The sequence below is a fragment of the Pelagimonas sp. genome (genome assembly GCF_058892305.1).
Map to the genome: position 1 here is coordinate 70,729 of NZ_JBZXVN010000030.1, position 25,500 is coordinate 96,228.

At 56.1% G+C, this 25,500-nt stretch carries 27 protein-coding genes; 15 read left to right on the plus strand and 12 right to left on the minus strand.

Annotated features, from left to right (window positions below; all coding sequences use genetic code 11):
* The first annotated feature begins 129 nt into the window (after positions 1–129).
* On the plus strand, positions 130–819 hold the full coding sequence (locus tag AC5EFR_RS12570) for a thiamine diphosphokinase (RefSeq protein WP_493576147.1): 690 nt from the start codon (positions 130–132) through the stop codon (positions 817–819).
* Here the strand turns inward: AC5EFR_RS12570 and AC5EFR_RS12575 are convergent.
* The 4 genes from AC5EFR_RS12575 to AC5EFR_RS12590 form a co-directional block, all read right to left on the minus strand.
* Entirely contained in the window at positions 737–1,681 is a 945-nt protein-coding gene (locus AC5EFR_RS12575) for a DMT family transporter (protein WP_493576148.1), read from the minus strand. The two genes, AC5EFR_RS12570 and AC5EFR_RS12575, sit on opposite strands and share 83 nt — an antisense overlap.
* Positions 1,682–1,750: 69 nt before the next feature.
* Positions 1,751–2,680 carry an AEC family transporter gene (locus tag AC5EFR_RS12580; protein WP_493576149.1) on the minus strand — a complete coding sequence of 310 codons (930 nt, stop codon included), beginning with the start codon at positions 2,678–2,680 and terminating at the stop codon, positions 1,751–1,753.
* Between the two features lie 46 nt (positions 2,681–2,726).
* Positions 2,727–3,527 carry an MBL fold metallo-hydrolase gene (locus AC5EFR_RS12585; RefSeq protein ID WP_493576150.1) on the minus strand — a complete coding sequence of 267 codons (801 nt, stop codon included), beginning with the start codon at positions 3,525–3,527 and terminating at the stop codon, positions 2,727–2,729.
* Complete coding sequence (locus AC5EFR_RS12590; protein ID WP_493576151.1) at positions 3,524–4,339, minus strand: TatD family hydrolase; 816 nt, start codon at positions 4,337–4,339, stop codon at positions 3,524–3,526. Before AC5EFR_RS12590 ends, AC5EFR_RS12585 begins: the two co-directional genes overlap by 4 nt.
* A gap of 385 nt (positions 4,340–4,724) precedes the next feature.
* Between AC5EFR_RS12590 and radC the strand changes: the two genes are divergently transcribed.
* Both radC and AC5EFR_RS12600 read left to right on the plus strand, forming a co-directional pair.
* Positions 4,725–5,546, plus strand: coding sequence for a RadC family protein (gene radC, locus AC5EFR_RS12595; protein WP_493576252.1), 822 nt, complete (start codon positions 4,725–4,727; stop codon positions 5,544–5,546).
* A gap of 136 nt (positions 5,547–5,682) precedes the next feature.
* Positions 5,683–6,081, plus strand: coding sequence for a hypothetical protein (locus AC5EFR_RS12600; protein ID WP_493576152.1), 399 nt, complete (start codon positions 5,683–5,685; stop codon positions 6,079–6,081).
* 25 nt (positions 6,082–6,106) lie between these two features.
* Here the strand turns inward: AC5EFR_RS12600 and AC5EFR_RS12605 are convergent, their stop codons facing one another.
* The gene (locus tag AC5EFR_RS12605) at positions 6,107–6,727 is read right to left on the minus strand and encodes a TetR family transcriptional regulator C-terminal domain-containing protein (protein WP_493576153.1); all 621 of its coding nucleotides are present in this window, start codon (positions 6,725–6,727) and stop codon (positions 6,107–6,109) included.
* Positions 6,728–6,739: 12 nt separating this feature from the next.
* Positions 6,740–7,348 carry a TetR/AcrR family transcriptional regulator gene (locus AC5EFR_RS12610; RefSeq protein WP_299935343.1) on the minus strand — a complete coding sequence of 203 codons (609 nt, stop codon included), beginning with the start codon at positions 7,346–7,348 and terminating at the stop codon, positions 6,740–6,742.
* A gap of 182 nt (positions 7,349–7,530) precedes the next feature.
* On the opposite strand from AC5EFR_RS12610, the gene AC5EFR_RS12615 reads away from it, so the two are divergent.
* The 11 genes from AC5EFR_RS12615 to AC5EFR_RS12665 all read left to right on the plus strand — a co-directional run bounded on the left by AC5EFR_RS12615 (position 7,531) and on the right by AC5EFR_RS12665 (position 16,540).
* Entirely contained in the window at positions 7,531–8,778 is a 1,248-nt protein-coding gene (locus tag AC5EFR_RS12615; protein WP_493576154.1) for a Zn-dependent hydrolase, read from the plus strand.
* 5 nt (positions 8,779–8,783) lie between these two features.
* Complete coding sequence (locus AC5EFR_RS12620; RefSeq protein WP_299925811.1) at positions 8,784–9,032, plus strand: hypothetical protein; 249 nt, start codon at positions 8,784–8,786, stop codon at positions 9,030–9,032.
* Positions 9,025–10,485, plus strand: a complete 1,461-nt coding sequence (hydA, locus tag AC5EFR_RS12625; protein ID WP_493576155.1) for a dihydropyrimidinase — start codon at positions 9,025–9,027, stop codon at positions 10,483–10,485. Before AC5EFR_RS12620 ends, hydA begins: the two co-directional genes overlap by 8 nt.
* Positions 10,485–10,832, plus strand: coding sequence for a hypothetical protein (locus AC5EFR_RS12630; protein ID WP_493576156.1), 348 nt, complete (start codon positions 10,485–10,487; stop codon positions 10,830–10,832). The genes hydA and AC5EFR_RS12630 overlap by 1 nt, the downstream gene beginning before the upstream one ends.
* Positions 10,825–11,607 (plus strand): ABC transporter ATP-binding protein, encoded by a 783-nt coding sequence (locus AC5EFR_RS12635; RefSeq protein ID WP_493576157.1) that lies wholly within the window; start codon positions 10,825–10,827, stop codon positions 11,605–11,607. Before AC5EFR_RS12630 ends, AC5EFR_RS12635 begins: the two co-directional genes overlap by 8 nt.
* 24 nt (positions 11,608–11,631) lie before the next feature.
* Positions 11,632–11,967: a hypothetical protein gene (locus AC5EFR_RS12640; protein ID WP_493576158.1), complete on the plus strand. Its 336-nt coding sequence runs from the start codon at positions 11,632–11,634 to the stop codon at positions 11,965–11,967.
* The gene (locus AC5EFR_RS12645) at positions 11,964–12,827 is read left to right on the plus strand and encodes an ABC transporter permease (RefSeq protein ID WP_493576159.1); all 864 of its coding nucleotides are present in this window, start codon (positions 11,964–11,966) and stop codon (positions 12,825–12,827) included. The genes AC5EFR_RS12640 and AC5EFR_RS12645 overlap by 4 nt, the downstream gene beginning before the upstream one ends.
* Positions 12,824–13,666, plus strand: a complete 843-nt coding sequence (locus tag AC5EFR_RS12650; RefSeq protein ID WP_493576160.1) for an ABC transporter permease — start codon at positions 12,824–12,826, stop codon at positions 13,664–13,666. The genes AC5EFR_RS12645 and AC5EFR_RS12650 overlap by 4 nt, the downstream gene beginning before the upstream one ends.
* Entirely contained in the window at positions 13,663–14,190 is a 528-nt protein-coding gene (locus tag AC5EFR_RS12655; RefSeq protein WP_493576161.1) for a DUF1993 family protein, read from the plus strand. Before AC5EFR_RS12650 ends, AC5EFR_RS12655 begins: the two co-directional genes overlap by 4 nt.
* Before the next feature lie 43 nt (positions 14,191–14,233).
* Positions 14,234–15,223 carry an ABC transporter substrate-binding protein gene (locus tag AC5EFR_RS12660; RefSeq protein WP_493576162.1) on the plus strand — a complete coding sequence of 330 codons (990 nt, stop codon included), beginning with the start codon at positions 14,234–14,236 and terminating at the stop codon, positions 15,221–15,223.
* 72 nt (positions 15,224–15,295) lie between these two features.
* The gene (locus tag AC5EFR_RS12665; protein WP_493576163.1) at positions 15,296–16,540 is read left to right on the plus strand and encodes an NAD(P)/FAD-dependent oxidoreductase; all 1,245 of its coding nucleotides are present in this window, start codon (positions 15,296–15,298) and stop codon (positions 16,538–16,540) included.
* Between the two features lie 178 nt (positions 16,541–16,718).
* Here AC5EFR_RS12665 and AC5EFR_RS12670 read toward each other — a convergent pair whose 3' ends face one another.
* From AC5EFR_RS12670 to AC5EFR_RS12690, 5 genes are all read right to left on the minus strand, one after another.
* Positions 16,719–17,408 (minus strand): fumarylacetoacetate hydrolase family protein, encoded by a 690-nt coding sequence (locus AC5EFR_RS12670; protein WP_493576164.1) that lies wholly within the window; start codon positions 17,406–17,408, stop codon positions 16,719–16,721.
* Positions 17,409–17,513: 105 nt separating this feature from the next.
* Positions 17,514–17,939 (minus strand): universal stress protein, encoded by a 426-nt coding sequence (locus tag AC5EFR_RS12675; RefSeq protein WP_493576165.1) that lies wholly within the window; start codon positions 17,937–17,939, stop codon positions 17,514–17,516.
* A gap of 13 nt (positions 17,940–17,952) precedes the next feature.
* The gene (locus tag AC5EFR_RS12680; protein WP_493576166.1) at positions 17,953–20,583 is read right to left on the minus strand and encodes a TRAP transporter permease; all 2,631 of its coding nucleotides are present in this window, start codon (positions 20,581–20,583) and stop codon (positions 17,953–17,955) included.
* A gap of 197 nt (positions 20,584–20,780) precedes the next feature.
* Positions 20,781–21,743 (minus strand): TAXI family TRAP transporter solute-binding subunit, encoded by a 963-nt coding sequence (locus tag AC5EFR_RS12685; RefSeq protein WP_493576253.1) that lies wholly within the window; start codon positions 21,741–21,743, stop codon positions 20,781–20,783.
* A 50-nt stretch (positions 21,744–21,793) separates the two neighbouring features.
* Positions 21,794–22,654 (minus strand): MurR/RpiR family transcriptional regulator, encoded by an 861-nt coding sequence (locus tag AC5EFR_RS12690; RefSeq protein ID WP_493576167.1) that lies wholly within the window; start codon positions 22,652–22,654, stop codon positions 21,794–21,796.
* Between the two features lie 195 nt (positions 22,655–22,849).
* On the opposite strand from AC5EFR_RS12690, the gene AC5EFR_RS12695 reads away from it, so the two are divergent.
* Entirely contained in the window at positions 22,850–24,175 is a 1,326-nt protein-coding gene (locus AC5EFR_RS12695) for an aspartate aminotransferase family protein (RefSeq protein WP_493576168.1), read from the plus strand.
* On the opposite strand, the gene AC5EFR_RS12700 is transcribed toward AC5EFR_RS12695, so the two are convergent.
* Entirely contained in the window at positions 24,167–25,459 is a 1,293-nt protein-coding gene (locus tag AC5EFR_RS12700; RefSeq protein WP_493576169.1) for a flavin-dependent oxidoreductase, read from the minus strand. The two genes, AC5EFR_RS12695 and AC5EFR_RS12700, sit on opposite strands and share 9 nt — an antisense overlap.
* Positions 25,460–25,500 lie beyond the last annotated feature (41 nt).

Genomic DNA, 25,500 nt, shown 5'->3' on the forward strand with positions numbered 1-25,500 from the left:
ACTTTCATTCGTTCTGCAACAATGTGTTTACCATGACGACCGCGTCGAAAGCTGATCGAATCTGTGATCATCAGCGTATCATTTCGTGGCATGATTGTGATCTGTTTCCTAAAAGGCCATTAATTGGACATGAATACTAAAATTGTTCACAGTCAGAGCCCTGTTTTATTGGTTGGTGGCGGGGAGTGCGCTGAGGACGCGTTAACCAATGCGATGAAGGTGTCACAAACCATTGTGGCGGCCGATGGCGGCGCGGCTGAGGTTCTCGCGCGGGGGTATATGCCTGATTCTGTGATTGGCGATATGGATTCGCTCGATGCAGGATTGCAGGCCAAGCTGGCTTCGGGCGTGTTGATGCATATCGCCGAACAGGACAGCACTGACTTTGACAAATGCCTGCGCCATATCGAGGCCCCCTTGGTTGAGGCGCACGGATTTCTGGGCGCGCGGGTCGATCACCAATTGGCTGCGTTTACCGTGTTGGTGGGGCGGGCCGATCGACGCTGTGTTTTGGTAGGGACGCATGACGTGGTTTTTGTTGCACCTCCTAAACTCATGTTGGACCTGCCAATCGGGATGCGGTTTTCCCTCTTTCCCATGGCTGGGCTTACAGGACGGTCAGAGGGGCTTCGCTGGCCAATAGACGGGATAGAATTTAGTCCGGACGGGCGGATCGGAACGTCAAACGAGGTCACGGGTCCAGTGACGTTGGACATGGATGGGCGGGGGATGCTGGTTATTTTGCCGCCGGAGGCCCTGCCTCAGGTGTCTGTGGCCCTGTCGCAGAGCGCCGCAAGATGGCCTGCTCCCGAAGAATAATGTAAAGACCCGAGGCCATGGTGGTCGCGATGCCAAGGCTTGCCAGAGGACCGGGCAGATCGGCAAAAATTAACCATCCGACAAAGGTCGCTGCCGGGATTTCAAGATATTGCATCGGAGCCAAGGTCGCGGCCGGTGCATAGCGCAGCGACCATGTCATCAGCAGATGGCCAAGGGTGCCGACCACACCCATGGCCACAACCATCCCCCAAATGGCCGGTTCCGGCGTGACCCAGCTTAGTCCTGGCCAATCGAACGGTATTAAATGCAGTGGGATGAGGGCCATCAAAGCCAAAGGCGCAGAAAGGGCCTGCATCCCGATCGGGTCGGTTTGGCCCGAGATTTTCCGTGTGATCAACATGAAGAACGCGAAATCGACCGCAACCCCAAGCGGCAGAAGCGCGGGCCAACCAACATCACTGAATGCCGGTTGCACAACAAGCAAGGTGCCAACAAATCCAACGGCGCAGGCGATAAGCCGACGCGAGCCAACCTCTTCGCCCAAAAACCAATGGCCCAGAAGCAGCATGATAAACGGCATGACAAAGGCAATCGCCACCGCATCCGCCAAGGGCAGATAGATCAGCGAGGTGAACATCAACCCAATGCCAAGAATCTGAAGAACCGTTCGCGCCATGATCAAAGCCAACGTGCGCCCCGATGCGCGCCAAGGGCGGCGTGTCAGAACAACGAGCGGAATCAGGATCAGCCCCTGAAAGACAAAGCGCAGGGTCACCAGCTGGCCCACCGAAAGATGTGGGCCAAGCAATTTGGCCAAGGCGTCACTATAAGGAATAAGGACGCAAAAGCCGAGCATAAGAGAAATGCCGAGAAGAGGGCGATCTTGATGTGGGGTGGTCATGACCGGCACGCTAGGCGCGTCATACACCGGCGGCAAGGGATATTCGACACGCCCCTGTGGAGGATAAGCCTATGGGAGAAGAGACAACCAAATCCACACGGTCACAACCGAAATCCCGGTGGCGATCAAGACTGCGGAAGCAGCAACGCGTCTTGCGCGCCCATACATATTGGCAAAAACATAGGCATTGATCCCCGGAGCCATGGACGCGGTCAACACGGCTGAGCGAAACGAGGCGCTAGAGATTTGGGTCACAGTCCCCAATGTCCAGGTGATCGTCGGATGCAGCACCAGTGTAATGACACATATATATGCAATCACTCGGCTGTCCCCTTGGGGGCGGTAGCGAAAGAGAACCCCACCCATTCCAAAGAGGGCCGCAGGCAGGGCCGCGCGGATCATCATATCAAGCGCATCAGAGATCGGGTCGGGAATAGACAGGTTGGTGGCATTGGCGATGGCACCAAGGGTAATGGCGATGACCAAGGCGTTTTTGAACATGGCCCGCGCAATTTTGCCCGGCACCTGCCGCGATGGGGTGCCTCGGGCACGGACAAGTTCCATGGCCGTAATCCCAATGGCGTAGCAAAATGGCGAGTGAAACGCGACGATGACATAGTTGGCCTGAAGCGCATCCGCGCCATAGGCACGTTCCGTTATGGGCAAACCAATCAGGACAGAGTTCGCAAAAAGACAACAAAAGCCTATGGCGACCGCGTCTTCCCAATCGCGTTTGAAGAAATAGCGCGCGCCCAAAAGGCCTGCAAAAAAGCCGGTGATTGACCCCGTATAAAAGGACAACAACACGAAAGGGTCGAAATCGGCCCCGATTTCCAAGGTCCAGATCGCGCGAAACAACAGACAGGGGATGGCGAAATTTTGGGTAAAGGACATTAACCCATCAACGGCGCTATCCGCAAACCACCCGCGCCACACCGCGCCATAACCTGCGCCGATGACAAGGAAGACCGGCAGAATAACATCGAGCAACGCCTGCATGGATCAGACTGTCCTTGCGCTCAAAACGCGCTGGGCATGGCCGCGATCACAAAGCATAGCGGATCGTCATGCCATCATAGGCCGGTGTGATGTGGTCTGCGGTTTCCGCCTCGACCGTGGCATAGTCGAGATCAATATGCATGTTTGTCAAAACTGCTCGACGGGGGGCCGCGCGGGCGATCCATTCCAATGCCAGATCGAGATGGGCATGGGTTGGATGGGGCGTGCGACGCAGTGCATCCAAAATCCAACAATCAAGATTTTGCAAATGGGCCCATGCCTCATCGGGGATGGTGGCGACATCGGGCAGATAGGCAAGATCGTTGATGCGGAACCCTAGCGCGTCGATCGCGCCATGATTGACCTCAAACGGGGTCAAGGTGATGTCACCACCAGCCCCCGAAATCGTAAACGGCCCGTCAATTGTGTGCATGTTGAGGATCGGCGGGTAGGGCGAGCCTTTGGGTTGCACAAAGGCGTATCCAAACCGCGAGATCAGATCGTTCTGGGTTGGACCATCGGCCCAAACGTTTAAACGTTCGCGGGTGTTGAACACAATTTGGCGCAGATCATCGAGCCCGTGGACGTGATCGGCATGACCATGGGTCCAGGCCACGGCGTCGATTTTGGAAATTCCCACATCAACAAGCTGCGCATGCATATCCGGTGAGGTGTCGATTAAGACGGCTGTGGTGCCACCTTCGGTTTCGCGTTCGACCAGCATGGAACAGCGACGGCGGCGGTTTTTTGGGTTGGTCGGGTCGCAATCCCCCCAATGCCCACCGATACGCGGCACGCCGCCCGAACTGCCACAGCCCAGAATGGTAAAACGTAGCTCACCGCTCATGAGGCGGCCTTGGCCTGAGCGGGTTGCGATTGCGCCGCCTTGGCAAACAAGCGGTCAAAATTGGCTTCGGTCCGGGCGGCGAATTCCGCATAGCTCATCCCAAAGACCTCGGCCCCCTTTTGCGCGGTGTTTACCACATAAGACGGCTCATTGCGTTTGCCGCGATAGGGGGGCGGGGCCAAATAGGGGCTATCGGTTTCCACAAGAATGCGATCCACCGGGGCGCTGGCAAAGATATCGCGCAACTCTTGGCTTTTGGGGAACGCGGTGATGCCGGACATCGACAGGTAAAAGCCAAGATCAAGTGCGGCCCGGCCAAGCTCGGCCGAGCTAGAGAAGCAATGCATCACACATGAATAGGGCCGCGCCTTGTGTGTTTCGGTCAAAATGCGGGCCATATCGTCATCGGCGGCACGGGCGTGGATGATCAGCGGCAGGCCGGTTTCCTGCGCGGCTTCGATATGTACCCGAAGGCTTTGCTTTTGAATCTCAGCGCTTTCAGCGGTGTAGTGATAATCCAGACCGGTTTCACCAATGCCGACAAACTTGGGATGGTGTGACAGGGCGATCAACTCATCAACGCTGGCAAGCGGCTCTTCGGCGGCGCTCATCGGGTGGGTGCCTGCGGCGTAAAACACCGGATCATGGGCCTCGGCGATGGCGCGCACCTGTGGTTCATTCCGCAAACGGGTGCAGATCGTGACCATGCGTGTGACACCGGCCTCTAGGGCGCGGGAAATGATCTCCGGGCGCTCCTGATCGAAATCGGGAAAATCCAAATGGCAATGGCTGTCAGTGATCGTGATGGTCATGGGAACTCCTTGCCTCTGAGGTATCGGGGAAGGGGGCGGCAGGGTCAAGATGGACACCTTAACTATGGTCGGTTTTCCGAACACCGCAGATTGCTCGGCCAGAGCACTGCCCTGGTGCCATATGACTGAGTTATTTTTGCCACGCGGCCCCGGATGGCCCCAAATGCCACCTATTTGGTTAACCGCTCGGTAACCATTTTGGGCGCAAGGTTTTGACGTTTTGTGAAATCAAGGATGCACGGAGGCAAAAATGGTGGATGGGCTGTCAACTTGGGCGTCTCGGCATCTGGCCTTTTCTAAGAAGGTCGCCAAATCAACGCGCAATCGCTCGAAGCCGTCCAAAGGGCGCGCGCATGCCAAACCGCCCGGGTTCTCCGAAGAGGCGATGATGGGATTGCAGGATCTCGAGGCTCGCATTCCCCCCGCTGGCATCGAAACCAAATCGGCGTTTTCATCTGGGTATAAATCCACGCGCCGCTTGTCGGATGATGTCACCGCTGGCGGTGGCTTGGTTACGGATGATCGCGGCAATCAAGTCCCGCATTATTGGGGCCACCGTGAACGGTTGCGCCAAAGGTTTCTTAGCGGCGGCCATGAACCCATGCCGGAATATGAGGTTCTGGAACTCTTATTGTTCAACGCCATCCCGCGCATTGACGTCAAACCCTTGGCCAAACGCCTTTTGGCCGAATTCGGCGATTTGAACGGGGTTGTTGCGGCCTCCAAACAACGGGTCATGCAGGTCCCAGGGGCCGATCCCAAGGTCTATTTGCAACTGCGCATTGCCGAAGCCTTTGCCCAGAGGATGAGCCAAGCCAAGATGATGGAACGCGATGTTCTTTCGTCGTCCGAGGCCCTGCTAGAGTATTGCAAAACCCGCATGGCGCATCGCGATACCGAACAATTCCGGGTGATCTATCTGGATCGCAAGAACATGGTTATCGTGGATGAGGCACAGGGCGAAGGCACGGTGGATCATGTGCCGGTCTACCCGCGCGAAGTCATCAAACGCGCGCTTGAGGTCAATGCCTCGGCCTTGATCCTTGTCCATAATCACCCCTCTGGCGATCCAACGCCAAGCGAGGCGGACATCACCATGACCGATGAACTTGTCTCGACCTGTCAGGTGATGGGCTTGTCGATCCATGATCACTTGGTGATTGGCAAAGAGAGGGATTTCTCGTTTCGCGGCGAAGGGTTGATCTAGGTCGCGCGCGACTATTCCTCTCAAGGCATCAAAAGAAAGATTGACCTCAGGTCTCTTCAGCTCATGATTGAGATGTGCGTTGTCATGATCTTTTGGTTTTTGCATGTGACGCGGTTAAAATAAGGAATGCCCCGTCATGTCCCGCCCCAAATTCACGGACCTTACCCCTGAACAACAGGCAAAGTTTGGCAATGGCGTCGGCCCTTATTGGTTGCCCGACCGTTTGCGCACATTGATCACCGAAACAGCTAGCTGGTTCTTCGACAAAGCCAGCTGGAAACACCATGACTTTGGCTATGTTGTGGGCGGTGACCGCTGGGATCGCGCACGCTGCGATTGGAAGTTTTATGCAGCGATGTTGAAAGATGCCCTACGCCACAATCAAAAATGGTTTCCGCTGACTGTGCCAATTGCGTTGATCCTGAGCACCGTTTTCTACGTTGCGGTTCGGATCGGTGGGCAATTTGGGTCTTTTGTCTATCGCAAAACCTATGCGTCCCTAGAGGAGGTGCTGTCCTCTGAGGATGCCAACTAAAGCAGCGATCTTTGGAGGCAAAGTCTCAGGCCAATGGGGTTAACATCCGTCGAAACAACGTTTCAACAAAGGCCGGAGCGGTGTCGAACGGGTCTTGCCCGGCCAGAACCGCGCGCACCTGCACGTCGAAATCGGCATAGTGCTGGGTCGTCGCCCAGATCGAAAAGATCAGATGATAAGGGTCTGATTTGGCAAGCCGGCCTGCATCCATCCACCCTTGGATTAAGGCGGCTTTCTCATCCATCAAGGTTTTGAGCGGCCCGGAGATCACCTCGCGGATATGTGGGGCGGCTTGGATCATTTCGGTCGCAAAAAGCCGACTTTCCCGCGGCATGTCGCGGCTCATATCCAATTTGCGGCGCACATAGGCCAGCAGTTCTTCGATCGGCTCGTCACTGTCGGACAGCTCGATCAAGGGGGCAATCCAGATGTCCAAAAGGCTTTCCAAAAGCTCTTTGTAGATCGCCTCTTTGCCTTCGAAATAGTAAATCACATTGGGTTTGGAGAGACCGGCGCGCGCCGCGATCTGATCCAATGTTGCCCCGCGCAATCCGTTTTCGGAAAACACATCCAAAGCCGCATCAAAAATCGCCTGCCGCTTTTCACGCTGGATGCGGGTGGTGCCCGTGGGGCGGGGTTTGGTCATAGGGTCGTCTCGCTAGCCTGTCTCGTCAATGCCCAGCCCGCGCAGGATGATGCCCCGCACATTGGCTTTGGCGTCCTGCCATTCTGCGTCATCTAACGGGCGCCCGCCATTCAAAGTTTCGATTTGATGTTGGAAATCTGCGTAGTGCTGCGTTGTGGACCAAATCATATAGAGCAAATGGCGCGGGTTGGTTTGAGCCATCAACCCATCATCAATCCAATGTTGGATGACCTCTATCCGCCCCTCGGTCCAACTTACCAAAACGTCTTCAAGATAATCCTGAATGACCGGAGCGCCATGCATCACCTCAGACGCCCAAACTTTGGATCCCATCGGGTGACGCCGCGAGATTTCCATCTTGGCATCAATATAGCCGCCGATGCCTTCTGCGGGGCCGGATGATTCGTCAAATGCTTCGGCCGCTTGCAGCCAAATGTCGAAAATATTCGACACAACGCGGCGATAGAGATCTTCTTTGGTTGAAAAATAATAATGAATATTTGCTTTTGGCAATCCCGACACATCGGCGATCAGCTGCATCGTCGCTCCGCCGAAGCCCGCCTCAGCAAACACTTTTTCCGCTGCCAAAAGGATTTGCTTTTCCTTTTCTTGGCGCCTCATTTTTGAGCCATTGCTATTGGACATAGCGCAAACACATCCTTTTTCAGAAATTTCTTGACCAAATGGTCAAGTAGTGCCGATAGTTGACCATATGGTCAGGGTGTGGCCGGTGCAAGCTTGGAGGGGCCTGCACTGTGTGTTCGCATCAACACAAGACCAAAGACAAAGCAAAGGGGCTCGCCATGTCAAACATCTCCAACACTCGGATTGACGCTGATCGGCTGTGGGACAGCCTGATGGAGATGGCCAAAATCGGCCCCGGCATTGCGGGCGGCAACAATCGCCAGACATTGACCGATGAGGATGCCGAAGGTCGCGCCTTGTTCCAAAGCTGGTGTGAAGCCGTTGGTTGCACCATGGGTCTTGATCAGATGGGCAATATGTTTGCCCGATACGAGGGAACAGAGCCAGACTTGCTGCCGGTCTATGTTGGTTCGCATCTCGACACCCAACCGACGGGCGGCAAATATGACGGTGTGCTGGGCGTGCTAGGCGGCCTCGAAGTGATCCGCACCATGCATGAGCAAGGCATCAAAACCAAACACCCCATCGTTGTGACCAACTGGACCAACGAAGAGGGCACGCGCTATGCCCCGGCGATGCTGTCATCGGGCGTATTTGCGGGCAAGCACACCCAAGATTGGGCCTATGATCGCGTTGATGCCGAGGGCAAGCGGTTTGGTGATGAGCTTGAGCGCATTGGGTGGAAAGGCGATGAAAAGGTCGGCGACCGCAAAATGCACGCCATGTTTGAATTGCACATCGAACAAGGCCCGATTTTGGAGGCCGAGGGCAAAGACATTGGCGTTGTGACCCACGGACAGGGCCTGCGTTGGATCGAAATCACCGTGACCGGCAAAGAAAGCCACACCGGGTCAACCCCCATGCACATGCGCAAAAACGCCGGACGGGGGTTGGCGCTGATCACCGAGCTGGTGCATGAGATCGCGATGAAAAACCAGCCCAATGCGGTAGGGGCCATCGGCCATATTGATGTCTACCCGAACTCACGCAATATCATCCCCGGCAAGGTGGTCTTTACCGTCGATATGCGTACGCATCTGCTCGATAAACTCAATGGGATGGTGGATGAATTGATGGAAAAAGCCCCCAAGCTCTGCGAAGAAATCGGCGTGGAGTTCTCGGCTGAAATCGTGGGTCAGTTCGATCCGCCCGCCTTTGACGAAACCTGTGTCGCGGCGATCCGCGAAGGGGCCGAAGTGATGGGCTATTCGCATCGCGACATCATTTCCGGTGCGGGGCATGACGCTTGCTGGATCAACGATGTTGCACCCACGGCCATGGTCATGTGCCCCTGTGTCGACGGCTTGTCGCACAATGAAGCGGAAGACATTTCCAAAGATTGGGCCGCCGCCGGGGCAAACGTCTTGATGCATGCGGTTCTGAAAACAGCTCAGGTTGTGGAGTAACCAACATGTCCGAAGATCTAACCCAGCCCGTGAATGTGACATTATCGCGGGCTGATGTTCTGATCCTCGGCGTGGCTTTGGACAAGTTGGGTGAGAGATTGCTCAAAGAGAATGAGGATAACAAGCCGCTGGTTCAAGCGCTTTGGAACCTCGACGCCGCGCTAGAAAGGGTCGACGACGACGCCTTTCGCGCGGATCATGGGAAATTATTGGCGCAGGCCAGAAACTTATACAGGGGTTATTTCGATGTCTAAGGTAATCAAAGGCGGCATGGTCTGCACGGCGGACAGGACCTATAAGGCGGATGTGCTGATCGAAGGCGAGGTGATCAAACAGATCGGAGATGACCTTGTCGGCGATGAATATATCGACGCCGAAGGGGCCTATGTGATCCCCGGCGGGATCGACCCGCACACGCATTTGGAAATGCCGTTCATGGGCACCACCGCCGCCGAAACCTTTGAGAGCGGAACTTGGGCGGCGGCCACAGGCGGCACCACGATGATCGTTGATTTCTGCCTGCCGGGCGAAGATGGCAGCATCAAGAACGCCATCAACGAATGGCACCGCAAGTCAGCGCCACAGATTTGCAGCGATATCGGTTATCACATGGCGATCACCGGCTGGGACGAAAACGTCTTTAACGAGATGAAAGACGCCGTGGATATGGGCGTCAACAGCTTCAAGCATTTCATGGCCTACAAAGGCGCGTTGATGATTGAAGATGACGAAATGTTTGCCTCGTTCAAACGCTGTGCCGAACTGGGCGCGCTGCCGATGGTTCATGCGGAAAACGGCGATCTGGTGGCCGAGCTGCAGACCAAATACTTCAACGAAGGCATCACCGGACCCGAGGGGCACGCCTATAGCCGTCCGCCCGAGTTAGAGGGCGAGGCTGCCAACCGCGCGATCACCATCGCCGACGCGGCGGGTGTGCCGCTCTACATCGTGCATGTGTCTTGTGAGCAAGCACATGAGGCAATCCGCCGGGCCCGTCAAAAGGGCATGCGTGTTTATGGCGAGCCGCTGATCCAGTTCCTGACCTTGGATGAAAGCGAGTATTTCAACAAGGATTGGGACCATGCCGCGCGCCGGGTCATGTCGCCTCCGTTCCGCTCCAAGGATCATCAACAAAGCCTTTGGGCCGGGTTGCAAGCGGGCTCTTTGCAGGTGGTTGCAACCGATCACGCCGCCTTTACCACCGCTCAAAAACGCGCGGGCAAAGACGATTTTCGGATCATTCCCAATGGCTCGAACGGGCTTGAAGAACGGCTTGCCGTGCTCTGGACCGAAGGGGTTGAAACGGGTCGTTTGACGCCAAATGAATTTGTCGCGGCGACCTCGACCAATGTGGCGAAAATCCTCAATATCTATCCCAAAAAGGGTGCGATTGTTGAGGGCGCGGATGCGGATATCGTGGTTTGGGACCCGAAGATTTCCAAAACGATCAGCCCGGCCAATCATCATTCCGTCTTGGATTACAACGTGTTCGAAGGTTTTGAGGTCAAAGCCCAATCCCGCTACACCCTAAGCCGTGGCGACGTGATCTGGGCTTGGGGGCAGAACAGCCAACCCCAACCGGGCCGTGGTCGTTTCGTCCCGCGCCCAGCGTTCAGCTCGGCACAAAAGGCGCTCAGCCAGTGGAAGGCCCTAAACACCCCGCGCAAAATCGAGCGCGATCCTCAAAACATCCCAGCGGGGATTTGATGAATGTTCTCATTGTACTACCCCTCTTTTTCTTTGGGGTAGCGGTTTCTGTTCCGGCACTACTCATGCGACTAGCCTATGTCTTTGCCGGACGCACGGCGAGTTTGGCAGTTGGCGGTTTTAGCGTCCTTGGGTTGTTTGGCCTAGCGCTATTTTACGGAGGCTACTGTGCCATCGCAGAAGGTGTCAGTGACAATGGATGTGGTTTTCTGAGTTTTATGGATCGGGTGATGCAATACACCTTTGCTCTTGCCTTGTTGTGCGTGTCAGGGATCACGCTATGGGTGTCGATTGTGACTAAGGCGAGTGAAAAGAACAGACTTTCAGGAGTGAACTCAGGTGAGTGAAACCGTCATACAGGCAAAGAACCTGGACCTGACCTATCAGACCAATGATGGGCCGGTACATGCGCTTAAGGGCGTTGATCTGGACATCAACAAAGGTGATTTCGTGAGCTTTATCGGCCCGTCGGGCTGTGGGAAAACCACGTTTTTGCGCGCGATTGCCGATTTGGAGCAACCAACCGGTGGCAGTTTGACCGTGAATGGTATGACGCCGGAACAGGCGCGGCAATCGCGGGCCTATGGCTATGTGTTTCAGGCGGCTGGCCTATACCCTTGGCGCACGATTGGCGGCAATATCCGCCTGCCGCTTGAGATCATGGGTTATCCGAAATCCGATATGGCCAAACGGGTCGAAGAGGTTCTTGAGCTTGTCCATCTCGATGGGTTTGAGAAAAAGTTCCCTTGGCAATTGTCGGGCGGGATGCAGCAACGCGCCAGTATCGCCCGCGCTTTGGCCTTTGACGCTGACATCCTCTTGATGGACGAACCCTTTGGCGCGCTTGATGAAATTGTCCGCGACCACCTGAACGAACAGCTTTTGGAACTTTGGGCGCGGACCAACAAAACCATCGGCTTTGTGACCCATTCGATCCCCGAAGCGGTTTACCTCAGCACCAAGATCGTCGTGATGAGCCCGCGTCCGGGCCGGATCACCGATGTGATCGAAAGCCCGCTGCCACGCGAACGGCCTTTGGACATTCGCGACACGCCTGAGTTTCTCGAAATTGCGCATCGTGTGCGCGAAGGTCTGCGCGAGGGGCATGCGTATGACGATTGATATGACACAGCGGAGGATGACGGCATGAGCATTGCGAACATGACGTGGCTTTTCGCGACGATGGTTGTCTTGTTGACGGCCACATCGTTTTTGCGCGCCTATGTGGATCATGCGGCCGTGTGGATGATTGCCCTCGCGCTAACGCTCTATTCGGTTGGCAATCTCATGATGATACCATTGTTACGCGGGGAAGGCATGGCCGTCGCCATTTCCATCGCCTCGGTGATGCAATTGGTGATGGCAAATGCCGTAGCTGTGGCGGTTTTCGGCGAACGCCCGACGCCTCAGCAATGGGCAGGCATCGCCTTGGGCGTGGTCGCGGTCCTATTGATCGTCACCGCAAAAGGAGAGAGCGCATGAAATCCATCATTCCCGTTCTGACGGTTGTCGCGGCGATCTTTGCGCTTTGGTATGCCTTTGCCGTGGTTTTGAATGCGCCTTGGGCCTATTCTAAGGCCGAACGCGCAAAAGTTGAGATCGGGTTTTCCGAAATGGTCGCCGACACCATGGCGCAGGAAAAACCGCGTCTTCCGGCCCCCCATCAGGTGGGCGCGGAAATCTGGAAAACCACGGTTGAAAAGAAGGTCACTTCAAAACGGTCTTTGATCTACCACGGCTGGATCACCTTGCAGGCCACGGCGCTGGGCTTTGCCTTTGGTGTTGGCCTTGGCATCTTGTTGGCGGTGTGCATCGTCTATTTCAAAGTGATCGATATGTCAGTCATGCCTTGGATCATCGCAAGCCAAACGGTGCCCATCTTGGCCATCGCACCGATGATTGTGGTGGTTTTGGCGGCCATGCAGGTCAATGATATCGTCGCCAAGGGCGTGATCTCGATGTACCTAAGCTTTTTCCCGATTGTTGTCGGAATGGTCAAAGGGTTGCGTAGCCCCGATACGATGCTTTTGGATCAGATGAAAACCTATAGCGCTTCGTCGTCACAGGCGTTTTGGAAACTGCGCTTGCCCGCCTCGACCCCCTATCTTTTTGCCTCGCTCAAAGTTGGCGTCGCCGCCAGCCTGATCGGAGCGGTGGTTGCGGAACTCTCGCTAAGCCAGAACGGTGGTCTTGGCGCACGTCTTTTGGCAGGGAGCTATTACGGACAGACAATTCAGATCTGGTCGGCCCTTTTGGCGGCGGCAACCTTGGCGGCGCTGATGGTCTTTGCCCTAAGTGCGATTGAAAAAGTCACGCTGAAACGTATGGGGATGTCGCAATGATCTGGATTATCGCAAGCCTGTTGTTCTGGGTCGTGACCATTGCCATCAACATGTATTTGGTGCGCCACAAGGTGCCCGGCGCATCCTTCCTCGTGCCGATTATCTTTGGCGTCACGATCCTTGTCCTCTGGGAAGGGATGGTGCGTGGCTTTAACATCAGCCCGGTGCTCTTGCCGCCGCCCTCGGCCGTTGGCGTGGCCCTTGTCAGCAAGACCGACATCCTGTTGCAAGACCTTGTTCAAACCTTCTTTAAGGGTGCACTTACCGGCTATGCTATGGGGTGTGGTTCGGCGATCCTGATCGCCATTGCCATTGATCGCTCGGCCTTTCTTCAGCGCGGATTGCTTCCCGTCGGCAACTTTATCGCCGCCTTGCCGATTGTTGGCCTCGCGCCGATTATGGTGATGTGGTTTGGGTTTGACTGGCATTCCAAGGCCGCTGTTGTGGTGGCGATGGTGTTCTTTCCGGTGCTGGTCAATACCGTGCAAGGGTTGCAAGCCACCGATCACATGCAGCGTGATTTGATGCGCACCTATGCCGCTGGCTATGTTCCGACATTGCTGAAATTGCGTTTGCCCGCCGCGATGCCGTTTATCTTTAACGGTCTGAAAATCGCTACCACGTTGGCGTTGATTGGTGCGATTGTGGCCGAGTTCTTTGGCTCTCCGATCAAGGGGATGGGCTTTCGAATCTCGACCGAGGTCGGGCGTTTGTCGCTTGATATGGTCTGGGCGGAAATCACCGTCGCGGCAATCTTGGGGTCGGGGTTCTACGGTTTGGTCGCTTTGATGGAAAAACGCATGACCTTCTGGCACCCCTCGCAAAGGAAAACGCGATGAGCGATCTGATCCAGCATTACATGCCGGTGTTCCGGCATTTTCTGGATCGGATTGACGATCTGGCGGGCAAAGCGACCGCCGATCAGCTTGCTGAACGTCTGACACCAGATAGTTTTTCAGCCCTTGAGAATTTTGGCATTGCGCAGGGCTATGTCTTGCGCAGCCTATGTCCCTTAGCAGGGCAACCCATTCCGGACCTGCCAGATGTCGCTGATCCAACAACACTTGTTGGGCGGGGGCAGGAGGTGCGCACCCATCTTGACCGACTTGAAGGCGTGTCTGCCCAAAACACCGGCAAGATTAACCATGTTGCGGGAAAAGCCACGCTGGATCAGGACCCTTACGACTATATTGCGCTTTACGGGGCCCCCAATTTCTTCTTCCATATGAACATGGGTTACGCGATCCTTCGCGGCGCGGGGGGAGAGATTGGCAAAGGCGATTTTGACGGATTTCACAGCTACCCACCCGGGTTTAGCTTTGTCACTGGCGCTCAGGGGCAACCCCCTGAACTCGCCCAATAAAAACAAGAACAACAAAGATAGCAAAGACAGCAAGGAGACTGACATGAACACATTTTTGAAAACAGCCCTAGCCAGCGTGGTGGCGATGAGCGCCAGCATGGCACAGGCCGCAGATGACGTAACGCTTCAGCTGAAATGGGTCACTCAAGCCCAATTCGCCGGCTATTTCGTCGCCCAAGAAAAAGGCTTTTATGGCGACGAAGACCTGAACGTCACCATCAAGCCCGGTGGCCCCGATGTGGCCCCGGCGCAGGTCATCGCCGGTGGCGGTGCCGACGTTGTTCTGGACTGGATGCCATCGGCCTTGGCCTCGCGCGAAAAGGGTTTGAACCTTGTAAACATCGCGCAGCCCTTTGCCAGCTCGGGCATGATGCTGACCTGCCGCAAAGACACCGGCATCACCAGCCCAGAAGATTTCGCCGGTAAAACACTTGGCGTTTGGTTCTTTGGCAACGAATATCCCTTCCTAAGCTGGATGAGCCAGATCGGCCTGTCGACGGATGGTGGCGACACAGGGGTGACCGTTCTCAAACAGGGCTTTAACGTTGATCCGCTGTTGCAAGGTCAAGCCGCCTGTATTTCAACCATGACCTACAATGAATATTGGCAGGTTATTGATGCGGGTCTGACCGAGGAAGACCTCGTGACCTTCAAATACGAAGACATGGGCGTCGCGACGCTTGAAGACGGCATGTATGTGCTTGGGGAAAACCTTGAAGATCCGGCCTTCAAAGACAAGATGGTGCGCTTTGTCCGCGCCTCGATGAAGGGTTGGAAATACGCCGAGGAAAATCCAGACGAAGCCGCTGAAATCGTTTTGGAAAACGATGCCACTGGTGCCCAGACCGAAAAGCATCAGCAACGTATGATGCGTGAAATCGCAAAGTTGACCGCGGGTTCGACCGGCAAGTTGAACGAGGCGGATTACGAACGTACCGTTCAAACTCTGCTTAAGGGTGGTTCTGATCCTGTGATCACCGTAACACCCGAAGGGGCCTGGACGCATATGATCACCGATGCGGCCTTGAAATAACCCTGACTTCACGAAAGTCTGGCTGGGCGTCCCAATCTGGGGCGCCCTTTTTGAATTTGGAAGCGAGTGGCTATGAACAAACATGTGGTGATCATCGGGGCGGGGATTGTCGGCGTGTCGACGGCGATATGGCTGCGTCGGGCCGGGGCCCGCGTCACCTTGGTCGACAAGGCCGATCCGGGGCAGGGGACGTCCTATGGCAATGCCGGTGTCTTGGCCTCTTGCGCCGTTGTCCCCGTGACCGAACCGGGGTTGATCACCAAGGCACCGGGGTATTTGCTAAACCCCAACTCACCACTGTTTATGCGTTGGTCGTATCTGCCGAAACTGGCCCCGTGGTTGTTCAAATTTATGCGCCACGCCAATGACAAGGATACACGGCGGATCACCTCGGCCTTAACCGCGTTGATTGGTGACAGCGTCGACCAACACCTAAGCCTAACCGAAGACCTGCCGAGTGCGCGCGCCTTTGTGCATCCGTCGGATTATGTTTTTGCCTATGGGGCGCGGTCGGATTTTGACAAGGAAACCTATGGCTGGGGCTTGCGACGCGACAATGGCTTTGTTCCGGAACTGATCGAAGGCCAAGCCGTTCAAGAATATGACCCGGCCTATGGCCCGACCATCAAGTGTCTGGCGCTGATGAAAGAGCACGGGTTTATCAGCGATCCGGGTAACTACGTCGCCGCTTTAGCCACGGCGCTGTCCGAAATGGGCGGCGAGATTCGCCAAAGTGAGGTTCAGGACGTCACGCTAAACGCCGGACAGGTGCAACAGGTTGAGACCCGTGATGGGCCTATCGCCTGTGACGCCGTGGTTTTGGCCGCAGGAATTTGGTCGGGGCCGTTGATGCGCAAACTTGGCCTTACACCACCGCTTGAAAGCGAGCGAGGCTATCATGTGGTGTTTCAGGAGGCAGAGGGCGCACCGAAAGTACCAACGATGATTTCTGCCGGGAAATTTGTGGCCACGCCGATGCGCGCCGGGATGCGCTGTGCTGGGATTGTTGAGTTCGGCGGGATTGAGGCCGGGCCATCGGATGCGCCCTTTGCATTGCTGCGGCGCAAGATGAAAGAGGCGCTTCCGGGCGTGACATGGCGTGGCGAAGAAACATGGATGGGGCATCGCCCGACCTTGGCCGATAGCCTGCCGATGATTGGCGAACTTTCAGCCAAGGGTGTTTTCGCCGGGTTTGGCCACCAACATATCGGCCTGACCGGCGGGCCGAAAACCGGACGCATTTTGGCGGGGATGATATTGGATCAGCCTTTGAACACCGACGTGAGCGCCTTTGCCCCGCAACGGTTTGGGGGCTAAGTCTGCACAAGGACTTAGCCGTTTTGAGACGGGGGGAGGGGCCAGCCCCCTCTGAAACCTTTGGCGTCATTCACACTCGGGATACTTGAGGAAAGAAGAAGCCGTGAACGGCGCTCGGTTTTGTAATGACAGACCATAAAGACAATGCCATTTTATGGGACGCTGGCAGAATTTCGGTTTAAGCGCTGTATTGAAAGCCCAGCTCAGGCAAGCCGTCGATGGACACAACGCAAGTGTCGCCCGGTTCTAGCGCGCCAACACCGGCAGGCGTACCGGTCATGATCAAATCACCCGCTTCCAACGCCACATAGGTCGACAGGATCGAAATCACCTCAGGAACAGACCAGATCATATCCGCCAGATCGCCGCGCTGCTTCTCTTCTCCGTTCACCGAAAGGGTGATGGTGCCTTTTTCGAAGTGCCCGGTTTTGTCCGCCGGGTGCACCGGTCCGATCAAAGCCGATTGATCAAACCCCTTGGCCATATCCCAAGGGCGGCCCATCTTTTTGGCCTCGGCCTGCATATCACGCCGGGTTAGATCATTGCCGGCCGCATAGCCCCAGACATGGTTTAGGGCATCGGCCACCGAGATATCCGTGCCGCCACGGCCCAAGCACACAACCAATTCGGCTTCGTAATGCAGGTTTTGCGTCCGGCTGGGAAAAGGCAGTGATTGCCCACCCGCCACAACTGCATCCGCCGGTTTGGTGAAAAAGAACGGTGGTTCACGATCCGGGTCTTTGCCCATTTCGCGGGCGTGGGCGGCATAGTTGCGACCGACACAGAAAATGCGCCGAACAGGAAAACGGGCGTCGTCCCCGGCGACCGCAAGCGACGCGGTTGGGGCAGGATCAAAAACAAAAGACATGCACGGGCCTTTCCATTTCAAAGAAAAGGCCCCGAGCCGAAGCTAGGGGCCTTAATAGATGTGTATCGCCCAAGGGCACAGGGTCAAGACCGCGTGCCCGCGTGATCAGCGGATCACAAAGACGGATTGTGTGGCATGGCGCACCACACGGGCCGAGTTGGGCCCAACAAGATAGTCTTTGAGTTCAGGGCTATGCGCGCCGATCACAATCGCATTGGCCCCAACCGAATTGGCGAACTTGATGATCTGGTCATAGATTGTGCCCTGACCAACGTGCAGAACGGTTTGCAAATCCTCAGGGATTACATCTTTGCCCCATTTTGCCAGCGCCTGCGCGGCTTCGGCCTTGATCTGATTTGTGTGATCTTTGGGCAAGGACATGCTGACCACGGGCATGCCGGTGTCTGGCAAGACCGTAAGGACATGCAACTCTGCCCCATTGGTCTGAGCCAGTTGGATCGCCGCATCCGCGGTGCGCCGTTTGCCTTTGCTCTGGTTGAGGTCGACAGCTAGTAGGATTTTCTCAAACATGGGTCTTCCTCACTTAGAACGCGGGTTGGGTGGCGCGTGGTCGCTGGATCATGATGACCCCAAGCAACAACAACAGCGCCGGGATAAAGAACAGCTCTTTGGGCATGCGGTCGTTTTCGACCTGGACCATGGTCACAACAACCGGGTCGTCACCATAGTAGTCATACTCAGATCCGATGGTGCCAAAGTGCGGCGTGCCGGGGAAGGGTTCCTCGAGCAGCAGCTTGCCATCTTCTTCGATCACGGTCAGGCCTTGGGCCTTCAACGCGGCCATGGCATCGCCATTGATTGCCGGTACCGTCACGGTGGTTGGGCGCACAATTGCGGTGTCAAAGTCTGGGCCAGCAACGGTCAAGCGCACCAATTGATCGCTTGGGGCACCATCCATCAATGTGATGCCGGCTGGGCCTTCTGCTGCGGTGTATTTTGGGCTGACCTGATCAAGGAAGAAGTCGGGCCTAAACAGCATGAAAGCAATGAAGAGCAAGGCTGCGCTTTCCCATTTGCGCGATTTGGCAAAGAAATACCCTTGGGTCGCGGCGGCAAAGATCAGCATCGCAATGAGTGAGATGAAGAACACCAACACCGCCTTGCCAAAGCCGACTTCGATTAACAACAGATCGGTGTTGAAGATGAACATAAAGGGCAACAAAGCGGTTCGGATGTCATAACCAAAGCCTTGGATACCAGTTTTGATCGGGTCGCCGCGTGAGATTGCCGCCGCAGCGTAGGCGGCAAGCCCCACGGGCGGGGTATCATCCGCTAAGATCCCGAAATAGAACACAAACATGTGCACCGCGATCAGGGGAACGATAAGGCCGGATTGCGCGCCAACCGAGACGATGACCGGGGCCATCAGGCTAGACACAACGATGTAGTTTGCCGTGGTCGGCAGACCCATCCCGAGGATCAGCGATAGCACTGCGACAAGCAACAACAGGATGATCAGGTTGCCGCCAGCGATGGTTTCAATCACCTGACCAATGACCTGATGCGCGCCGGTGAGGCTGATGGTGCCAACGATGACACCGGCGGCCCCGGTGGCGACACCGATCCCAATCATATTGCGCGCGCCTAAAATCAGACCTTGAACAAAGTCCCCCCATCCGGCGACGAGTTCGGCCGCATGACCTTCGCCGCGAAAGAACGCTTTGAGGGGGCGATGGGTGAGCGCCACGATGATCATAAAGATCGTCGCCCAAAAGGCCGAGAGGGCAGGGGACAGACGTTCAAGACTGTCGGTGCGCACCATCAGGTTCCAGACCAGAATGAAGATCGGCAGCGAGAAGTAAAGACCGCCCAACAAGGTGGGCGTCAAACGCGGCGCGGCCGGGACCGGTGCGTTTGGATCATCCATTTCAAGGTCGGGGTATTTGGCGGCGACAGAGACAAGAAAGATATACATGACAGCGACAAGGGCCACGGCCGCATAGATTGAATCGCCCAGAACCGGGTCCAGAATCGCGCGCAACCCAATCATCAGGAATGTGCAAATGCCAAGGAAAATGAAGCCTGACAAAAACAGGATCATGATCATGATGACACCGATCTTGCGGCCTTCTTTCTTGAGCCCCTCAAGACCCATTTTCAGGCTTTCGAGATGCACAATATAGAGCAACGCGATGTAGGAAATCACCGCCGGAAGGAAGGCGTGTTTGACCACGTCGATATAGGGAATGTTGACGTATTCGACCATCAAGAACGCCGCCGCGCCCATGACCGGTGGGGTGAGCTGACCATTGGTTGACGAGGCCACTTCGACCGCGCCAGCCTTTTCCGCCGGGAAGCCGATGCGCTTCATCAGCGGGATAGTGAAGGTGCCAGTGGTTACTGTGTTGGCAATGGAAGAGCCTGAGATCATTCCGGTCATCATCGAAGAGAGAACCGAGGCTTTCGCAGGGCCGCCACGCAGGGCGCCGAGTAGGGAAATCGCGACTTTGATGAACCAATTGCCGCCGCCTGCGCGATCAAGCAACGCGCCAAAGAGAACAAAGAGGAAGATCATTGTGGTCGAAACGCCAAGGGCAACGCCAAACACGCCTTCGGTCTGCATCCAATAATGGCCGAGCGCCTTGGACAGGGATGCACCGCCATAATTGGTGATATTGCGCGCCCATTCTGAATAGCCGCCAAAGAAGGCAAAGAGCACAAAAGATGAGGCGATGATAACCAGAGGTAAGCCAAGGGATCGGTAGACCGAGACCATCAAAACGCCCATGCCAATGGCCGACATGGTGATATCTGAGGTGCTCCAGAGGCCGGGGCGATCCGCGATTTGAAAGCGGAAAACCACAAGATAGAGACATGACGCGACACCCAAGATCAGCAAGGCCCAGTCATAGGCAGGAATGCGGTCCTTGGGGGACGAAGATGTCAGCGGAAAGGCCAGCGTTGCCAGCATGATCGCAAAGGCGAGGTGCACAAAACGCGCCTGCGCCACGATATTGGCAAAGATGTTCATGCCCGTAGATTGCGCGATCACCCCAGGCAGCTTCGATGCGATATAGAGTTGAAACAGGGACCAGACGATGCAGGTTCCGATAATCAGTTTGGCCTGCCATGCGATGGACGGGTTGCGCGCGCCGGTATCAGCCTCGGCAACCATATCGTCCGCGCTGCGGGCAACTTGGCTTTCGTCAGTCATAAATGTCCCCTGTCGAAATTTGGTTGGAACGGTGCGGCGAGGCCCCAAAATCCATGCATGGATTTTGTAAATTCCGTGCACGGAATTTGTGCGCGGGTTGAGAGGTCACTTGCTACGCCAAGGTCCGGATACGTTGCCCGGCCCCATTATCAAACGCCCGGAGCAGAGTGCCCCGGGCGCAATAGGTTCAGGTCGGATTAGTCAACCAAACCCAGTTCTTTATAGGCTTTGGCCGCGCCGTCATGCAGTGGTGCAGACAGGCCATCCTTGACCATTTCTTCGGCCTTGAGGTTGGCGAACGCTGGGTGCAGCTGACGGAAATCCTCGATGTTTTCCATCACGGATTTCGCAACAACATAAACCACGTTCTCAGGCACATTGGCCGAGGTCACAAATGTCGCGCCAACACCAAATGTTTCGGTGTCGCCATCGGTGCCCGCATACATGCCGCCGGGGATGGTGGCTTTGCGGTAGAACGGGTTATCCGCAACCAGCTTGTCGATCGCTTCGCCGGTGACCGACACCAGAACCGCATCACAGGTAGTGGTGGCTTCTTTGATCGCCGCCGCTGGGTGACCGATGGTGTAGATCATCGCGTCGATGTTGCCGTCACACAGCTGCTTGGCCATTTCCGAGCCTTTGTACTCGGTCGCCAGTGCCAGATCGTCCATGGCGATGCCGTGGGCGTCCATGACAACTTCCATGGTCGCGCGCTGACCGGAGCCTGGGTTGCCCACGTTCACACGCTTGCCCGCAAGGCTGGCAAAATCGGTGATGCCGCTGTCGGCACGTACGATCAGAGTGAAGGGCTCAGGGTGGACCGAGAAGACGGCGCGCACTTCTGGGAACGGGTTGTCGGCAAACTTCGAGGTGCCGTTATAGGCGTGGTACTGCCAATCAGATTGCGCAACACCAAACTCAAGCTCCCCAGCTTTGATGGTGTTGATATTGTAGACCGACCCACCTGTGGATTCGACGGCGCAACGAATGCCGTGCTCTTTGCGCGACTTGTTGACCAGACGGCAGATCGCGCCACCGGTTGGATAGTAAACGCCAGTGACGCCGCCGGTTCCGATGGAAATGAATTCCTGAGCGGCTGCACCTGTGGTGAAGGTTGCGGATGCGACAAGTGCCGCCCCGGCCAGTTTCAGTTTGTTCATCATTATTATAGCTCCCTAATTGATGACTTTATTTTCGTTTCAAGGCGGCGCTAGCCTCCCCAAAATTCTCCAAGCTGTTGATGTCTCTGTTCAACATCCTTGATCTTTTGACTCGCCGAGTCGCCTGATTGCGCCACCAGCATAGCCACCATGGTTTCCAACAGCGAGAGCGTCGCCGCGTAAGATGAGAAAAACTGCGGGCTCTCGGAGGGAATGATAAAAGAATAATCGGCGTGTTTGTTGGCAGGGCAGGCGTGGCTGTCGGTTATGATGAGCGTTTTGGCTCCTGACGTCTGGGCCATTTCGGCGGCCAGAACAGTGCGCCGTGTGTAGGGCGATTTTGTCACCGCCAGCAAAACGTCGCCTTTGCCCAGATCGCTAAGCGTGGGGCCAAGCGAGGCCCCCATGCGTCCGGCAAGCTTCCAATTGGCATTAAAGTAGTCGGCCAGATAAGCCATGTATTCGACAATTCCAGTCGATCCAAACGCCCCGAGCAACACGACCTGTCGTGCCGAATGCAAGGCATCAACCGCGCTTTGAAGGCGTGTGCGGTTCACTGTTTCGGCCAACTGTGCAATGTTGTTGATACAGGCGGCAAATTGGCGGTCGGGGATGGTGTCTTTTGAGGTCGGATCCTGTTTGAGGCGTTCGGCACGCTCTGCAAAGGGGGTGCTGCGGGTCTCAACTGTGCTGCGGCAGAGGTCACGCAGGCTTTCGTAATCATCAAATCCGAGGTTGCGCGCCAGTCGTGACAAGGTTGCTGGTGACACACCGCTTTCGCCCGACACAGCCCGCAATGAGCGTGTCGCGACGGCCAATTGATTGGCCGCAACATAATCGGCAGCGTCTCTGAGCTTGGCGCTCAGGTCGCTGTAATTTTCACCGATGCGATCCTCTAAACGACTCGTCAAACGTTCGAATCCCTCTCCCTTGACACGAACTTTTCATTTGTTTTACCACAAGTCAACAAGTGAAACGTTTGTTTCACGAGTCGTTTCTGGCAAGAGGGAAGATCGCGGTTTTGCGATGTGTTTCTCGTTGTCCCGCCCCTGATATTGCCCTGAATTTTCGGGGCTTTCGCCTTAACTCAATGAGGTAAATACCCAATGAGCCACGTTTTTCCCCGTCACGCTCAAAATCCAACACCCGTGGTGTCCCACGGCGATGGGCCGTATTTGTATGACAAACAAGGCAGGGCCTATTTGGATGGCTCTGGTGGTGCGGCGGTGTCGTGTTTGGGCCATTCCGACCTGCATGTCGCGGCTGCGATTCGCGCTCAGATAGATCAGGTCGCCTTTGCCCATACCGGCTTTTTCACTTCGGACCCGGCCGAGGCTTTGGCCAGCAAACTGATACAACATGCACCAGAGGGATTGGACCGGGTCTATTTCGTCTCAGGTGGGTCCGAGGCAGTGGAGGCGGCGTTGAAACTGGCGCGGCAATACTATCTGGAAATCGGGCAGCCCCAGCGTAGCCGCATCATTGCCCGGCAACAAAGCTACCATGGCAACACGCTGGGTGCATTGGCGACCGGCGGGAACGCGTGGCGCCGCGATCCGTTTGCGCCCTTGTTGATGGAGGTCAGCCACGTCTCGGCTTGCTACGCCTATCGAGGGCAGCAAAGCGGCGAGACCGAGGGGGAGTATTGCGATCGTTTGATTGCCGAGTTGGAACATGAGATCGAATGTCATGGCGGCGAGACAATCATGGCGTTTGTCGCCGAACCTGTTGTCGGCGCGACCTTGGGTGGGGTGCCGCCGGTGGCCAACTATTTTAAACGTATCCGCGAGATCTGTGACCGACATGGCATTTTGTTGATCCTTGACGAAGTCATGTGCGGCATGGGGCGGACGGGAACTCTATTTGCCAGTGAGCAAGACGGGATAAGCCCAGATATTTGTACCGTGGCCAAAGGGTTAGGGGCCGGATATCAACCGATCGGGGCGATGCTTTGTAGCGGTGACATCTATGATGCCATTGCCCATGGAAGCGGATTTTTCCAACATGGTCACACCTATATCGGCCATCCTGTGGCCTGTGCTGCGGCGGGCGCTGTTCTTGAGCGGCTGATAGATCAAGACGTTTTGGCAAGTGTTGCGCCCTTGGGCGACGGGCTGCGGGCGCGTCTAGAAGACCGCTTTGGTCAGCACCCACATGTGGGCGAGATTCGCGGTCGCGGCTTGTTCCTTGGGCTTGAGTTGGTGAAAGACCGAAACACCAAAGCGACGTTTGACCCCGCCCTCAAAGTCAACGCCCAGCTTAAGAAAGCCGCCTTTGCCCATGGGTTGATTTGCTACCCGATGGGCGGAACCGTCGATGGCCGCACCGGTGATCACGTTCTTTTGGCCCCGCCGTTTATTTTGCAGGATGTGCAACTGGATGAATTGGTCGACAAGCTGGATCTGGCGGTTCAATCCGTTGATCTAACGTGACAAATCCACCGTCTCCCCCTCGTTTATTCGGCGGGAGGCGGCGTTGAGCTGGTCGCGCGCATAGCCCGCCGCAGTTTTATAGCGTTTCAAAAACGCTTCGCGTTCTTGGGCGGGGATGACATCATCAATGTTGTCAAAGATGCCGTCACAGCGGCTTTGGACCATTTCCAAAAGCCCAAAAGGACCAGAGCCGCGATTGCGCAACACCAATTCAGAAAGCGGGGCGCAAAGCTCATCATTATAGGCTTGCAAGGCCGTAGGAGTGAGGCCGCCATCCAGAAAATGGCGGGTCAAAATTCGGGCGTCCATTATGGCCTGGCTCGCCCCATTTGAGCCGGTTGGGTACATGGGATGCGCCGCGTCGCCCAATAGGGCAACCGGGCCATCGACCCAGGTCGGGACAGGGTCGCGGTCGATCATCGGGTTTTCAAAGACTTGTTTTGCGCCACGGATCATCGTCGGTGCATCAAGCCAATCATACGTAAAATGGTCGAAATGATGGGCGAAACTATCGATTTCCACCGGGCGGAACCAGCTGTTGCGCTGCCGCTCCGAAGCGGTATCGGTCACGGTTTCGGCAATCCAGTTGATGGTGGCCAAACCGGTGGCCGGGTCAACCGGAGAAATCGGATACATCACAATGCGCTGGCGGTGTGTTCCCAACCCAATAAAGGACGCCCCGGTGCGAAACGGTTTCGCCTGTGTGGTGCCGCGCCACATTAGCGTGCCGCCCCAATGGATTGGAGGTTGATCCGGGTGCATTTGGGCGCGCACCGTCGAATGAATGCCATCGGCCCCAATCAACAAAGTTCCGGTTTCTTCGGCAACGACACCGTCGCTCGTTTCAACCGTCAGCGACACGGTCCCATCGCTGTTGATCTTATACGCCTTGGCCTGAACCCCCAAACGCACAGAGCGACGCCCGGCCCGTTTTATCAGTTCGTCATAAAGCGCCATGTGAAACTCGCCACGATGCACCGAGTATTGCGGCCAGTCATAGCCGGCGGCAACACCACGCGGTTCGGCGTGAATATCCTTGCCGTTTAACCCGACAAGGGCCCATTCCTTGAGAGGTATGCCAACCTTGGACAACAGGCTTTCGCCCATGCCCATATCGTCCAGCTCCCGCACGGCATTGGGTTGCAGGTTGATCCCAACGCCGAGAGGTTTCAACTCGCGAGAGGATTCATAAATCCGAAACGGAACCCCGACCTCGTGCAAAGACAGGGCCAATGCTAACCCACCAATGCCGCCCCCGGCGATCAAGATGCGTGGTTGTTTCATTCTGGCTCTCCCGTCTGGTGCCGTGCCACTCAAATGCGCCC